Here is a 13,991-nt window from a genome sequence, read left to right as displayed (position 1 = left end):
TACCAGAAACACTATGACATAGCACCGAAAGAAAAACAGTCACCCTGCCCGAAGTCATTGAAGTGATAGGTAGGCAGCAAGTGAATTCATCCCGATGAGCTTAGATAGCTAAGTGATTCGGGTGAGTGAACGAAGCTAACACCCCTCTTATTTCAAGGACGAAGGAGATGCGTTCCAAAAGAGCTTCTTGCCAAAACCCAGCGTATTATTGGTCATTTTGACCTCCAGCAGATTGAGCTGCCAGAGAGGGGCGGAGGCGACTTTTGCCACCGGGAAACGGCGGCAGTAGCGCTGACGGGCAGCTTGCTCAGCATCGCCACTTAACACGGCGATTTCACCGCGATATTGGATGCCTTTGATGAGGGCAACAGTGCGCGGCTGAGTAGCAATAGTGCCGACCACCTGCGGATTAATCTGCATCAGTTCGCCGTGGCGGGTGTGCTTTTCGGTCATGAGATAAAGCGCCATCTGCACATCATCGAAGACGTAAAAGCAGTTGGCGCACCACATATCTATACCGCTGCCAGCGCACAGCGTCAGCACATGCTGCTGGCGTAAGAAACGGATAATTATTGATAAATCATCAGGCGAATTCACGGCACGCATTATTCACAACACCTTCCAGCATAAAAACTGCCTTGAGTGTACCCCAACTTCGCCTCCACGCGCAGGTCTGCGGCGATGCCCACCACTATTCAGTTAACCTTATTCATGTCGGGGCAGCCCTTGCCGCGTTTTTCCCGCACTTATCGCTGATCAGGGGATCTTTCTCAGCATATCCTCCCTGATAATAGGGTCTATGGCGATAAAGTGCCTAATAACGTGATTTAGCTAACATTTACTGCATAAGATAATTATGAATTTATATGCAAATTTTACGTATAACTGAGGATGTAACAAATAATTATGGATTAACAAATAAAATACAAAATATATTAAGAACCCGCTCTCATTGCTCATGTTGGATAATAATAAGCCGGCCAATGTATCCTTGGTGTTAAATATAACCCGACTGTTTTGCATAACTTACAGTACAGTTTTGAATAAAAACCGTTTAAAACGAATAAAATCGATTATTTATTCATTTTTTAGTCAAAGTGTATTTTAAAATAGAATAAAAACATGACCTGAGTCACAGAATGAATAAGTGTTATGACTAGAATAGCCGCCATCAGCTCGTTTTTTGGCAATCTTGCTTAAAACGAAAACCTTGTTTAAAACCAAAATTTGTTTAAAAAAACAGAGATCTTACGCAAATGGAAAATAACAACAAGAAAATGGCGCATATAAGGCGGACAACGCATTTAATGATGCCAGCACACCGTAGTTATTTTAGCTTTTCCTATTTTCATTTTAGATAATACCCCTCTTGCGATGGCATCCGTTTTTATTGGATAGTCATTGTCTATGCGCAATAGGTGACAAAAACGAAAAGTGATTTTTGAACTTTGCGTGATGTTAACTATTGTCTGCGTTCTCCGAAAAGACTAACACTCAGTAATATTTCTACGCCTAACAGATTGTTGCTAATTATGACTCAATCTCTATTGGCTGGTGTTTTAAGTCTTTCAGCAGAAACATAGCTATCCCGTAAAAAATTAATGTCACCTCTGTCATAAATGCTAAATGACATGAGGATCACTGCGCCTGAAATTTAGTTATTGTTTTACATAATGGCAAAGTGTTGCGCAGAAAAGCAGACGATTTATTAATGAATATTAATTCATTGATACGGGCTGCTATACACAGAATTTATTAAGAAACTAAATCCAACTTGCAAAAATGTTGGACGGGTTTATATACCCTAAATAAAATAAGAGAGAAAAATAAATGAAGAAGTTAAATATTGCTTCCAGCGTTTCAGCGATCCCCTGCTTTGAATCACAGCGCGAAATCGTGGATGTTTTACATACCGACTTTACCGATATTGCCGCTGTCGTACTTTCGGTTCAGGACATTAATAATGGTGTCATTGATAGCATTCATGCATTGGGACTAGAGATCCCAATTTTTGCGGCGGTTTGCTGTGAAGAAGAGCTTAATACTGACGTATTACCCTCATTAAATGGGGTATTTGAACTCTGCGGTGACAACACTGATTTTTATGGAAAACAACTGGAATCAGCGGCAGAAAAATATGAAAAAGATCTGCTGCCGCCGTTCTTCAGCACATTAAAAAAATATGTCGAAATGGGGAATTCTACCTTTGCCTGCCCAGGGCATCAGGGGGGACAATTCTTCCGTAAACATCCTGCGGGTCGCCAATTCTTCGACTTCTACGGCGAAACTATTTTCCGCTCTGATATGTGTAATGCTGACGTCAAATTAGGTGACTTGCTTATTCATGAAGGCGCACCTTGTGATGCACAAAAACATGCAGCCAAAGTCTTTAATGCCGACAAAACCTATTTCGTTCTAAACGGGACTTCAGCCTCGAATAAAGTGGCAACCAATGCGCTGCTGGCCCGGGGTGATCTGGTGCTGTTTGACCGTAATAACCATAAATCCAACCACCATGGCGCACTGATTCAAGCAGGGGCAACTCCGGTCTACCTAGAAACTGCCCGCAACCCGTTTGGCTTTATCGGCGGTATTGACGCCCACTGTTTTGAAGAAAAATACCTGCGTGAACAGATACGTAGCGTCGCACCTGAGCGCGCTAACGAAGCACGTCCATTCCGTCTGGCGATTATCCAACTGGGTACCTATGACGGTACCATTTATAACGCCCGTCAGGTGGTGGATAAAATTGGTCATCTTTGCGACTATATTCTGTTTGACTCCGCGTGGGTGGGCTACGAGCAATTTATTCCAATGATGAAGGATTGCTCACCATTATTACTTGACCTGAATGAAAACGATCCCGGTATTATCGTTACCCAATCAGTCCATAAACAACAAGCGGGCTTCTCACAAACCTCGCAAATTCATAAGAAAGACAAACATATTAAAGGCCAAGATCGCTACTGCAACCATAAGCGTTTTAATAATGCCTTTATGTTGCATGCATCCACCAGCCCATTCTATCCATTATTTGCGGCATTAGATGTCAACGCAAAAATGCATGAAGGAAAGAGTGGTCAACGTATGTGGCTGGATTGCGTTAAGACCGGTATTGAAGCGCGTAAAATGATTTTAAATACCTGTAGCATGATTAAGCCTTTTGTTCCGGTAGAAGTTGACGGTAAACCTTGGCAGCAATATGACACCGATGCCATGGCTCAAGATTTGCGTTTCTTTAATTTTATTCCCGGCGAAAAGTGGCATGCATTTGAAGGCTATGAAGCGTCACAATACTTTGTTGACCCATGTAAACTGCTATTAACCACACCGGGGATTGATACCAATACGGGCGAATATACCGCATCTGGGATTCCTGCCACTATTTTGGCTAACTTCTTGCGCGAAAATGGGATCGTGCCAGAAAAATGCGATTTGAATTCAATTCTGTTTTTATTAACGCCAGCAGAAGACTTGGCGAAAATGCAGCATTTGGTCGCACAAATTGCCCGTTTTGAGCGTTTCATTGAAGAAGATGCCATGTTAAGCGATGTATTGCCGACCGTTTATCGCAATAATGAAACTCGTTACAAAGGTTATACCATCGGTAAATTATGCCAGGAAATGCATGATCTTTATGTCAGCTACGATGTTAAGCAACTGCAAAAAGAGATGTTCCGTAAACAGTATTTCCCTAAAGTGATGATGAATCCGCAAGATGCCAATATTGAATTCGTCCGGGGTCATGCTGAATTAGTACCATTGTGTAAAGCCGAAGGTCGAATTGCCGCTGAAGGTGCCCTGCCTTACCCACCGGGAGTATTGTGTGTGGTCCCTGGTGAAGTTTGGGGCGGCGCAGCTCAACGTTATTTCCTGGCATTAGAAGAGAGTATTAATTTACTGCCAGGCTTCGCCCCTGAATTACAAGGCGTCTATTTGCAAGTCGATGAAGATGGATGGAACCGTGCCTACGGCTACATGATGAAGCAATCAATAAAATAAAATAGCACTTTTTACTTTCACAACACCAATATTCGCTCAATCTGCGGGGGTTAACTATTCCCGCAGTCTCTGAAATTAAAAAAGAGATAATAAAAAATGAGTAAAACAAATAATAAGATGGGAGTCGTACAGCTGACTATTCTGACCGCCGTCAATATGATGGGGTCTGGCATAATTATGCTGCCAACCAAACTCGCCGAAGTGGGGACGATATCTATTGTCTCATGGTTAGTGACCGCTGTCGGTTCTATGGCACTGGCCTATGCCTTCGCCCAATGCGGCATGTTCAGCCGTAAATCTGGCGGGATGGGCGGTTATGCCGAGTATGCTTTCGGTAAGTCCGGTAACTTCATGGCTAACTATACCTATGGTGCTTCGCTGCTGATTGCCAATATCGCCATTGCTATTTCAGCCGTGGGTTACGGCACCGAATTACTGGGTGCGACCCTGACACCACTGGGTATCTGTATCGCGACCATCGGTGTTCTGTGGCTGGCCACAGTGGCTAACTTTGGTGGCGCACGGATTACCGGCCAAATCAGTAGTGTCACCATCTGGGGGGTAATTATCCCGGTAGTCGGCATCTCTATTGTTGGCTGGTTCTGGTTTAGCGGCTCAGCCTATATGGCGGCGTGGAACCCACATGGCGTGCCGACCTTCGAAGCTATCGGTTCTTCTATCTCGATGACACTGTGGGCTTTCTTGGGTTTGGAATCTGCCTGCGCGAATACCGATGCCGTAGAAAACCCTGAACGTAATGTTCCGATCGCCGTATTGGGTGGGACTTTAGGTGCAGCGGTTATCTATATCATCTCAACCAACGTGATTGCCGGTATTGTACCCAATATGGATTTGGCGAACTCTACCGCGCCATTCGGTCTGGCGTTCGCTTATATGTTCACCCCAGCAGTAGGCAAAATCATCATGGCATTGATGATTATGTCTTGTGTCGGCTCTCTGCTCGGCTGGCAGTTCACCATCGCTCAGGTGTTCAAATCCTCTGCCGATGAGGGCTTCTTCCCGAAAATCTTCTCTAAAGTCAGTAAAGCCGATGCGCCCATTAAAGGGATGCTGACTATTGTTGTCATCCAGAGTGTGCTGTCGCTGATGACCATTAGCCCATCACTGAACAAGCAGTTCAATGTGCTGGTGAATCTGGCCGTGGTGACCAATATCATCCCTTATATTCTGTCGATGGCGGCACTGGTGATTATTCAGAAAACCGCTAATGTCGCCCCGGCTAAGGCCCGTAAAGCGAACATCATTGCCTTTATCGGCGCGATGTACAGCTTCTATGCACTCTATAGCTCAGGCCAAGAAGCCATGACGTGGGGGGCGATTGTGACCTTCCTCGGCTGGACTCTGTACGGTTTGGTTTCGCCGCGCTTTGAATTTGCAGCAAAGACAAAGTAATCAGTCAGACGCGTTGATTTAGCAAGATCAGGTGCCAGCAGATAAAAAAGTCAGGATACGGCCCGCAATTCCGGTAATAATGTTCCAAACCGCTACCCCCGGACTGGAATAAGATGATGACGGATGGCCTTTGGTATCTCTATCTGCTGCGCACCGCCTCCGGTATGCTCTATACCGGTATTACCACTGATGTTGTCCGGCGGTTGGCACAGCATCAGGGCGGTAAAGGGGCAAAAGCACTGCGAGGAAAAGGCGAGTTAACACTGGTCTTTCATTGTGAAGCAGGCAGTCGTTCGACGGCATTGAAGCTGGAATATCGGGTAAAGCAGCTCAGTAAGCTGCAAAAAGAGAAGCTGGTGATTAGCCAGCCTTCTTCACTGGTAGCCATGCTGGGTGATCAGCACGCGGCCGATAAGGCGCTAGCGGTTAAAACCGATTGAACGGGGCAGAAAACACCACTTCGCCATCAGCATCATTCAGGGCATCTTCCGCCAAGGCATAGACCTGAAAAGCTTCTTCGGTGCCAGGCCAGCGGCAACTCAGTTGGTGGCGGGCTGCCGGAACAAAACCGAAGCGCTGATAATAGGCCGGATCTCCCAGTACTACGACAGCGGCATAGCCAAACTCATTGAGCGAATCGAGTCCCTCATACACCAATTTTTCCGCCAAACCTTGCCGACGCAGACTCTCCTCCACCGCCAGTGGTGCCAGTGCGACCCATTGACGGTCTTCACCGCCGACTTCTACGGGGCTGAATGCCGCATAACCGACAACACCGCCTTCGTCATCAGTTGCCACGATACCCAGTGTCAGTAAGCCATCTTCGCGCAGTTGCTGCACCAGATCAGCTTCGTCATTGCTCTCGAATGACTGGCGTAATAGTGCGTCGATCCCCGGTGCATCCACCGGAATTTCTACCCTGATCAGCATGATGCTAATGTGCGGGAAGCAGTGGCCGCACCCTCTTGCTGACCCGCCTCAATAAATTCTGCCAGTTGTTGCAGACCCACTCGCAGCAGGGTTGGCATAGACTCCAACTCAATGGCATCCATCAGGTTTTTCACATACAGACCCAATTCGGTATCCCCTTCAATTCGTAACCGGCGCTGGAAAAACAGCGTATCCGGATCTTCTTTACGGGCAGCGATCAAAATCAGATCGTTGGCATCACCACTAAAGCTAACATCCGCTTCAGCCTGTTGGCTCACCACCAGCCTACCGTTTTCCACCGTCATAAACCATTGCAACGCGAGATCGCGCACTTCAATTTTTAACCAGCGGGACTCCAGAAATGCCAGATCGCCATCCAACAATGCCTGACGGAATTGCCACCCCAGCACTTGCTCTAATACCTGACGCTGTAAGGCAAAGGGTGCCAACTTTAACGGCCCTCGCAGCAGCGCTGGCCCTTGACGCACTAGGCGTGCTCGTAGTTCTCCCAACACAGGCTAGACTCCTTTTTGGTGATATACCCTCGTCCTTGAAGCTGCAGGGGTGTTAGCTGCGCGCATGCACCCGAATCACTTACTGATGTAAGCTCATCGGGATGCATTTGCTGGCTGCCTACCTGCAACTCCAATGACTTTGGGTTTAGATCTCGATAATTAGCTATATAGTGCCACATTGGTAAAACATGAAAGCGTACTAAATCAATAAAATTTGCATCAGAACTTGGCTAAATAGCAGAAGAGGACCACCAATGCGAAAGAAACTGCCTTATATCAAGGTCAGCTCAAAGTAGGTTAACTAAAATCCCCACTCGATATACCCTAAATAATTCGAGTTGCAGGAAGGCGGCAAGAGAAAGAATCCCGATGAGCTTACATCAGTAAGTGATTCGGGTGATTGAACGTAGCCAACGTACATGCAGCTTGAAGTATGACGAGTATAAAATATGAACATCATCTTCGGATGGGGAAAACTCTATGGAGCTGCTTTGTCCTGCCGGCAATTTACCCGCATTAAAAGCCGCAATCGACAATGGTGCCGACGCGGTGTATATCGGCTTGAAAGATGATACTAACGCCCGCCATTTTGCTGGCCTTAATTTCACCGATAAAAAGCTACAGGAAGCCGTTAATTACGTTCATAGCCGTAAGCGCAAATTGCATATCGCCATCAACACCTTCGCCCACCCCGACGGCTATTCTCGTTGGCAGCGGGCCGTGGATATGGCGGCACAACTGGGGGCCGACGCCCTGATTTTAGCGGATCTCGCTATGCTGGAGTATGCCGCCGAACGCTATCCTGAAGTGGAGCGCCATGTCTCGGTGCAAGCCTCGGCGACGAACGATGAGGCCATCCGCTTTTACCAGCGCCATTTCGATGTGGCACGGGTGGTTCTCCCGCGCGTGCTCTCAATGCATCAGGTGAAACAGCTATCGCGGACCAGCCCAGTGCCGCTGGAAGTTTTCGCCTTTGGTAGCTTGTGCATCATGGCGGAAGGCCGCTGTTACCTGTCCTCCTATTTGACGGGTGAATCACCCAATACCGTGGGAGCCTGTTCACCCGCGCGCTTTGTCCGCTGGCAGCAGACCCCGCAAGGGATGGAGTCACGCCTCAATGAGGTGCTGATCGACCGTTATGACGACAATGAAAATGCCGGTTATCCCACACTGTGCAAAGGGCGCTATCTGGTGGAGGGTCAGCGCTACCATGCGCTGGAGGAGCCGACCAGCTTGAATACCCTTGAGCTGTTGCCGGAATTATTTGCCGCGAATATTGCCTCGGTAAAAATTGAAGGCCGCCAGCGCAGCCCCGCTTATGTCAGTCAGGTTGCCAAAGTGTGGCGACAGGCGATTGACCGCTATCAGGCCAATCCGGCGCAATTCGCCGCCAAAGCGGAGTGGATGGAACAACTGGGCGCAATGTCCGAAGGGACCCAGACGACACTGGGCGCTTATCATCGCAAGTGGCAGTAGCCGGAGGAAATATGAAATACGCCTTAGGCGCAGTGCTCTATTACTGGCCAAAAACGGATATTGAATCCTTCTATCACGCAGCGGCCAACAGCAGCGCCGACATTATCTATCTCGGCGAGAATGTGTGTACCAAGCGCCGTGAAATGAGAGTCGGCGACTGGCTGGCCTTAGCCAAAGCCGTCGCCGCCAGCGGCAAGCAGGTGGTGATCTCCACACTGGCGCTGTTGCAGGCACCGTCTGAACTGAATGAATTGAAGCGCTATGTGGAGAACGGCGAGTTTTTGCTGGAAGCCAATGATCTGGGTGCGGTGAATATGGCGGCTGAACGCGGTCTGCCTTTTGTCGCGGGCCATGCGCTGAACTGTTACAACGCCTATACACTGCGGATTTTGCACCGTCAGGGCATGATGCGTTGGTGTATGCCGGTGGAGCTTTCCCGCGACTGGCTGAGCAATGTTTTGCAGCAGTGCGAAGAGCTGGGTTTTCGTCATCAGTTTGAGGTGGAAGTGCTGAGTTATGGCCATCTGCCGCTGGCTTACTCCGCCCGCTGCTTTACTGCTCGCTCAGAGGACCGTGCCAAAGATGAGTGTGAAACCTGCTGCATTAAGTATCCACAAGGGCGCAAAGTGTTATCGCAAGAGGGCCAACAAGTCTTCATCTTAAACGGCATTCAGACGCAAAGCGGTTACTGCTATAACCTCGGGAATGACCTGATCTCCATGCAGGGGTTAGTGGATATCATCCGTCTTTCACCGCAAAGCATCGAAACACTGGATGTTATCGATCAATTCCGCGCGAACGAACAGGGGTTGATGCCGCTGGCGCTGACAGATAAAGCGGATTGCAACGGCTATTGGCGGCGACTGGCTGGGCTGGAGTTGGTGTCGTAAACGGCTCTACTTTGTCAGACAATAACAGGGAGGGCATGGCAGCACTCCCTGTTATTCATGCTTATTAATTCTTAATTACAGCGGCATTTTTCCGGTAGAACTTGAACAAAATAGCGATAAATCAAATGGAGTGTCGTATACGTTTGAATAGTGCTCGTAACCCGACACGGTTGCGCAATGCACCAACACTGATGCCTATCAGGGTATAAAGCGCCCCTAACAGCAGTAACATCAGTACATCTCCTCCGACATCTCGCAGTGATAATCCCATCTGATTAACCCCGGCGATAGCTTTAGTGGCCCAAGTTGATGGCAGCATTGAAGAGATGGCCCGCACCCATCTTGGCATGGCTTGTAGCGGCCAAATGGTGCCAGAAATGTAGAAAATCGGCATGGTGACAAAAGAGAGTGTCAGATAGATCATCTCCACACTGCGTAAGCACTCTGTTACCAGCTTGCCCAGCCCCAGCACCGCCAGCAAGAATGGGAAAGTCAGTAGCAATACTTCAGGGATCGAGGCCGTTTGGCGATAGCCCAATACCCACGGCCACAATACGAACAGTACGATGGATAAAAACAGCCAGATCGGCAACAGGGCAGAAAGCCCCCCCAGATAAACCGGGATAGAGGGTTTCCCTGACGGGGCACTCTTCATCGCAATACTGACTCGCACACAGGCAATCAATAGTGAGTGCTGTAATAGCATCACCAGCATGCCGGGAAAAATAATGGCGGCAAAACTGATGCCGGGGTTAAATACATCCTGTATCTGCCCACGAATGGGGGTCAACAACACTTCGGCCTGACGGGGGGTAAAACCGCTGCTCAATAACAAACCACGGTTATATTCCTCCAACAGTTGTTGATAGGCGGCAACCACATCCTGCTGTATCTGCCCGTTGGCAAGGCGGTTAGTCGCATCGCCATAAACCGGAATCACAATGTTCTCGCCATTGAGAACCTTCTTTTCCAGATCCGTCGGCATAATGATGACGGCAAACAGCTTTCGCCATGCCAGATCCCGCTGAGCATCGGGTAAATTGTCATACGTTTTAATGGCAATTTTTGAGGTGGCATCTAACTGACGGATCAACTGACGGCTGGCGGTGCTGTGGTCTTGGTCCACCACCGCGACGGGCAGATCCCACACCGTGTGATTGGCATAGACCATACTCATCACACACAATGAGACCAACAGCAGCATCCACATGGGTTTTTCCAGCATCCCCATCAATACCCGACTGAATGTCTGCCAATAACTCTTTAAGCTACTGTTCATAAAATAGTCTCCTGCTTGTGTAGCCGAATCAGCAGGCGATTGCGGACCAGCAAAGAGGTGACCAGCGGATAGATCAGCAAAATGGCGCAGACACTGAAGATCGCACTGACGGGCACTTGACGCAGGAAGACATCAAACATGGCGTAGAGGGCATGAGTTAGGGGTTCAAGATTGGAAATAATGCGCGCTGGTAATGGCATCGACAGCTCAGGTACTGCCATACCGGAAAAGGTTAATGCGATACTCACGATGATCCCAATCAGGCTGTAAGCGGTGATGGCACTACTGGTAAAAGTAAATAACAACACACCAATACTTTGAGCCGCCATCACGTAAAAGAAACCAATCAGCGGTATAAATAGCGGATTGCCACTAACTCGTGCGCCAAAGAACCCCGCTAACATCGCCATCTCTACCACCAGCAGTGTGGTGAAAAACAAGGTATAGGGGGCGAGTTTACCCAATAGGGCCAGGCTGAAAGGTTTCGCCGTCAACAACGCCTTGCTACGAGCTAATACATAAATCATCCAAGTGATAACGAATAACTGCAATAAATGGATAGTCGCGGCAAACTGCTGGTAATAAATATAACTGCCGCTGGCATTGAATAAGCTGCCATAAGAGAGTGTGACATTTGCCAATCGTGGCAAGGTTTCCCCCATCTCACCGGCAATAATAGTGCGGAAAGTGCTATTGGTTTCTGTTATCAATCCACTGAAATCTTGTGTAGCGTATAAACCAGCTCCATAAAACAATGCGTTATAATACAAAAGAATACTTGGCTGCCGGCCCGCCAGAGCATCGGCTTCAAAGTCAGTTGGAATATAAAGTAAGGCATAATCCTGTGAGCTGCGTAGACGGCGCAATGCCTCATCTATTCCCCCTTCATAGGCCACAACGTGCGCATGAGATCCCGCATCCAGCTTACGAATTAATGACTTGGACAATGGCGAGTGGTCGTTATCTACCACAGAAACGGGTAAATCCAGCAAGGTTCCTTCAGAAAAGTTGCTGCTGATTAAAATGAATAGCAACAATGGGAAGCACCAACTTAGCCAATGGAACACTGGGCTGCGAAACGCCGAGCGTGTTTCTCGACCAAAATAGCGGCTAAAACAGCGCCAGCCAGTGCGTGTTCTGTCAAAAAACCTGCTTTTGATCTTTTTCATTTACTCTTTCCACTGCCAAAGTGCACTCATCCCCGGCCGTAAGTTATCGACAGGCTGCATCGGATAGAGGCGAACCTCGAAAGTTTTTAGATCAAAATCCCCGGTGGCGCGGGTTGCTCGTTTGGTCGCATAATCACCTAATGGGGCGATATACCGCACTTCAGCCATGATCTCTTGCTCTTTTAGCGCCGGGACCCGCAGGGTAATTTTGTCCCCTTTGCGTACACTGGCCAGAATGTCTTCACGCAGATTAAACACAAAATAGACCTGTGGTAGGCGAATGAGAGTCAGCAAGGGGCTGGAAGCATTAAGTAATTCTCCGACTTCTGCCGGGATCGGCCCCACTTCACCCGCAACGGGGGCGCGCACTTGTAAATCATCCGTTTGGGCTTTCAACTGTGCTAAATCTTGTTCAGCCTGACGAACCGCTGCGGCATATTTATCACGCAACTCCAAACGGTCGCCATGAAAACCTTGATCCAGATTAGCCTGAGCAGCCTGAACTTGCTGATAGGCAGTATCTTTGGCACGGCGTGAGTTTTCCAACTCCGACGCTGAGATAAACCCTTTAGCCGCCACACTATTATTGCGATTATAAGTGTGGAGCGCATTTTCATATTCTGCTTGAGCCTGTGCCAGAGTGGCTTTTAGATTGCGTATACTCTCTTCCCGCGTGCCATGCAGCGATTCATCTAACTGCGCCTGTGCCTGATCGCGAGCCGCTTCCAGCCCGGCTAATTGAGCCATCAGCTCCGGGCTTTCCAATGTCATCAACAATTGTCCGGCTTTGACATCATCACCACGTTCCACATGGCGTTCAATCACCCGACCTTTAGCTTTAGACGACACAATCACTTCCGGCGCATCCACTTCACCCTGCAATAACAGGTCTTGGTTATGGGCACGGAACAGCACCGCCATGGCAATAACCACCACCACTAATAACAGGGTAAATAAGGTTTTCTTCTTCATAGGTTCACTAGTCCTTTAATCGCCGCATTTATTACCGCTTCAGTAACTGTTATTTAGATTATGCTGCTAAGGGTAATAGCCTTGCATTTTCTGCCATTTTTTGTGGGTAAATTAATGCGGTTATCACTTGAATAGATCCTCAAAGTCGTTGGAGTTGCAGCTCGTTAGTTAGCACCGCTGCGGCTTCAAGTACCAAGAGGATAATGCGTTCGCCCTTCAAGCGACTCGACATAAGGTTAAGATGGACGATTCTATGACTGATCAAACTGTTTCTATCACTGATAAAAATACAATCCCCCTGTCGGTGCTCGACCTATCACCGATAGCGCTGGGTAAAACTGCGCGGGATGCCTTCCATGCTTCGTTAGATTTAGCACAACATGCTGAAAAATGGGGATATCACCGTTACTGGCTCGCCGAACACCACAATATGACAGGCATTGCCAGTGCGGCGACCTCGGTGCTGATTGGCTATATAGCCGGTGGCACTCACACCATCCGCGTGGGTTCTGGTGGTGTTATGCTGCCTAACCATTCGCCACTGGTGATTGCCGAGCAGTTTGGCACCCTCGCCTCCCTCTACCCTGATCGTATCGACCTCGGTCTGGGCCGTGCGCCCGGCAGTGATCAGCGCACCATGATGGCACTGCGCCGTCATCTGTCTGGTGAGGTGGATAACTTCCCATCTGATGTGCGCGAGTTGCAAAATTACTTTGCTGAAGTGCAGCCAGGGCAAGGGGTACAAGCCGTACCGGGCCAAGGTTTACATGTCCCGTTGTGGCTGCTGGGTTCAAGCCTGTACAGTGCGCAACTCGCCGCCGCCATGGGCCTACCGTTTGCCTTCGCCTCCCACTTCGCGCCCGACATGCTATTTCAAGCACTCTCCCTCTATCGGGAGAACTTTAAGCCATCAGCACAATGCTCAAAACCTTACGCCATTGTGTGTGTCAACGTGGTGGCCGCAGACAGTGAGCGTGATGCCCGCTTCCTGTTTACCTCAATGCAGCAGCAGTTTGTCAGCCTGCGCCGTGGTACGCCGGGCCAGTTACCGCCGCCAGTGGAAGAGATGGAGAAAATTTGCTCGCCAGCGGAACTGTTTGGTGTCGATCAGGCGCTGCGCTTATCCATCATTGGCGATAAAAGCAAAGTACGGCATGGGCTACAGTCCCTATTGCGGGAGACTCAAGCCGATGAGTTGATGATCAATGGTCAAATTTTTGATCATCAAGCACGGCTACACTCCTTCGAGATAGTCGCAGGTTTACAGCAAGACTTGCAGCCGGTTGACCGCTTGTAACCCACTCTCTGGCAAGGAATTGCAGACATAAAAAAACCAGCCCGAGGG

13 protein-coding genes are annotated in these 13,991 nt (G+C 48.7%); 7 read left to right on the top strand and 6 right to left on the bottom strand.

Features of this window, described 5'->3' with window-relative positions; all coding sequences use genetic code 11:
* Positions 1–147: 147 nt before the first annotated feature.
* Positions 148–606 (bottom strand): YhbP family protein, encoded by a 459-nt coding sequence (locus tag HRD69_RS08145; RefSeq protein ID WP_004878147.1) that lies wholly within the window; start codon positions 604–606, stop codon positions 148–150.
* A 650-nt stretch (positions 607–1,256) separates the two neighbouring features.
* On the opposite strand from HRD69_RS08145, the gene speFL reads away from it, so the two are divergent.
* The 4 genes from speFL (at position 1,257) to HRD69_RS08125 (ending at position 5,855) form a co-directional block, all read left to right on the top strand.
* On the top strand, positions 1,257–1,361 hold the full coding sequence (gene speFL, locus HRD69_RS08140) for a leader peptide SpeFL (protein ID WP_108088099.1): 105 nt from the start codon (positions 1,257–1,259) through the stop codon (positions 1,359–1,361).
* 469 nt (positions 1,362–1,830) lie between these two features.
* On the top strand, positions 1,831–4,002 hold the full coding sequence (gene speF / locus HRD69_RS08135) for an ornithine decarboxylase SpeF (protein ID WP_004878151.1): 2,172 nt from the start codon (positions 1,831–1,833) through the stop codon (positions 4,000–4,002).
* Positions 4,003–4,098: 96 nt separating this feature from the next.
* Complete coding sequence (gene potE, locus HRD69_RS08130) at positions 4,099–5,415, top strand: putrescine-ornithine antiporter (RefSeq protein WP_004878153.1); 1,317 nt, start codon at positions 4,099–4,101, stop codon at positions 5,413–5,415.
* A 116-nt stretch (positions 5,416–5,531) separates the two neighbouring features.
* Entirely contained in the window at positions 5,532–5,855 is a 324-nt protein-coding gene (locus tag HRD69_RS08125; protein ID WP_032815627.1) for a GIY-YIG nuclease family protein, read from the top strand.
* On the opposite strand, the gene HRD69_RS08120 is transcribed toward HRD69_RS08125, so the two are convergent.
* Both HRD69_RS08120 and ubiT read right to left on the bottom strand, forming a co-directional pair.
* A complete protein-coding gene (locus tag HRD69_RS08120) occupies positions 5,842–6,345 on the bottom strand; it encodes a GNAT family N-acetyltransferase (protein WP_032815628.1) in 504 nt (167 codons plus the stop codon). The two genes, HRD69_RS08125 and HRD69_RS08120, sit on opposite strands and share 14 nt — an antisense overlap.
* Positions 6,339–6,860 carry a ubiquinone anaerobic biosynthesis accessory factor UbiT gene (gene ubiT / locus HRD69_RS08115; RefSeq protein ID WP_032815629.1) on the bottom strand — a complete coding sequence of 174 codons (522 nt, stop codon included), beginning with the start codon at positions 6,858–6,860 and terminating at the stop codon, positions 6,339–6,341. The genes HRD69_RS08120 and ubiT overlap by 7 nt, the downstream gene beginning before the upstream one ends.
* A 480-nt stretch (positions 6,861–7,340) precedes the next feature.
* Between ubiT and ubiU the strand changes: the two genes are divergently transcribed.
* Both ubiU and HRD69_RS08105 read left to right on the top strand, forming a co-directional pair.
* Positions 7,341–8,336 carry a ubiquinone anaerobic biosynthesis protein UbiU gene (gene ubiU / locus HRD69_RS08110; protein WP_004875400.1) on the top strand — a complete coding sequence of 332 codons (996 nt, stop codon included), beginning with the start codon at positions 7,341–7,343 and terminating at the stop codon, positions 8,334–8,336.
* A gap of 11 nt (positions 8,337–8,347) precedes the next feature.
* Positions 8,348–9,226 carry a U32 family peptidase gene (locus HRD69_RS08105; RefSeq protein WP_004875401.1) on the top strand — a complete coding sequence of 293 codons (879 nt, stop codon included), beginning with the start codon at positions 8,348–8,350 and terminating at the stop codon, positions 9,224–9,226.
* 121 nt (positions 9,227–9,347) lie between these two features.
* On the opposite strand, the gene HRD69_RS08100 is transcribed toward HRD69_RS08105, so the two are convergent.
* The 3 genes from HRD69_RS08100 to HRD69_RS08090 are packed head-to-tail and all read right to left on the bottom strand — an operon-like array spanning position 9,348 to position 12,646.
* A complete protein-coding gene (locus HRD69_RS08100) occupies positions 9,348–10,505 on the bottom strand; it encodes an ABC transporter permease (protein WP_032814610.1) in 1,158 nt (385 codons plus the stop codon).
* Positions 10,502–11,674 (bottom strand): ABC transporter permease, encoded by a 1,173-nt coding sequence (locus HRD69_RS08095; protein WP_004875403.1) that lies wholly within the window; start codon positions 11,672–11,674, stop codon positions 10,502–10,504. The genes HRD69_RS08100 and HRD69_RS08095 overlap by 4 nt, the downstream gene beginning before the upstream one ends.
* On the bottom strand, positions 11,675–12,646 hold the full coding sequence (locus HRD69_RS08090) for an HlyD family secretion protein (RefSeq protein ID WP_004875404.1): 972 nt from the start codon (positions 12,644–12,646) through the stop codon (positions 11,675–11,677).
* A gap of 241 nt (positions 12,647–12,887) precedes the next feature.
* On the opposite strand from HRD69_RS08090, the gene HRD69_RS08085 reads away from it, so the two are divergent.
* Complete coding sequence (locus HRD69_RS08085; protein ID WP_032814611.1) at positions 12,888–13,943, top strand: luciferase-like monooxygenase; 1,056 nt, start codon at positions 12,888–12,890, stop codon at positions 13,941–13,943.
* The last annotated feature ends 48 nt before the right edge of the window (positions 13,944–13,991 follow it).

Source organism: Yersinia mollaretii ATCC 43969, assembly GCF_013282725.1.
GTDB lineage: Bacteria > Pseudomonadota > Gammaproteobacteria > Enterobacterales > Enterobacteriaceae > Yersinia > Yersinia mollaretii.
Note: the sequence above shows the minus strand (reverse complement) of the source record. Positions and strands in the feature narration are given on the sequence as shown.

Excerpts from the sequence above, each read along its gene's own strand:
- HRD69_RS08125 (WP_032815627.1), top strand. The coding sequence starts at position 5,532 with ATGACGGATGGCCTTTGGTATCTCTATCTGCTGCGCACCGCCTCCGGT.
- HRD69_RS08095 (WP_004875403.1), bottom strand. The coding sequence starts at position 11,674 with ATGAAAAAGATCAAAAGCAGGTTTTTTGACAGAACACGCACTGGCTGG.
- speFL (WP_108088099.1), top strand. The coding sequence starts at position 1,257 with ATGGAAAATAACAACAAGAAAATGGCGCATATAAGGCGGACAACGCAT.
- HRD69_RS08100 (WP_032814610.1), bottom strand. The coding sequence starts at position 10,505 with ATGAACAGTAGCTTAAAGAGTTATTGGCAGACATTCAGTCGGGTATTG.
- HRD69_RS08090 (WP_004875404.1), bottom strand. The coding sequence starts at position 12,646 with ATGAAGAAGAAAACCTTATTTACCCTGTTATTAGTGGTGGTGGTTATT.
- speF (WP_004878151.1), top strand. The coding sequence starts at position 1,831 with ATGAAGAAGTTAAATATTGCTTCCAGCGTTTCAGCGATCCCCTGCTTT.
- ubiU (WP_004875400.1), top strand. The coding sequence starts at position 7,341 with ATGGAGCTGCTTTGTCCTGCCGGCAATTTACCCGCATTAAAAGCCGCA.
- potE (WP_004878153.1), top strand. The coding sequence starts at position 4,099 with ATGAGTAAAACAAATAATAAGATGGGAGTCGTACAGCTGACTATTCTG.
- HRD69_RS08145 (WP_004878147.1), bottom strand. The coding sequence starts at position 606 with ATGCGTGCCGTGAATTCGCCTGATGATTTATCAATAATTATCCGTTTC.
- HRD69_RS08120 (WP_032815628.1), bottom strand. The coding sequence starts at position 6,345 with ATGCTGATCAGGGTAGAAATTCCGGTGGATGCACCGGGGATCGACGCA.
- HRD69_RS08105 (WP_004875401.1), top strand. The coding sequence starts at position 8,348 with ATGAAATACGCCTTAGGCGCAGTGCTCTATTACTGGCCAAAAACGGAT.
- HRD69_RS08085 (WP_032814611.1), top strand. The coding sequence starts at position 12,888 with ATGGACGATTCTATGACTGATCAAACTGTTTCTATCACTGATAAAAAT.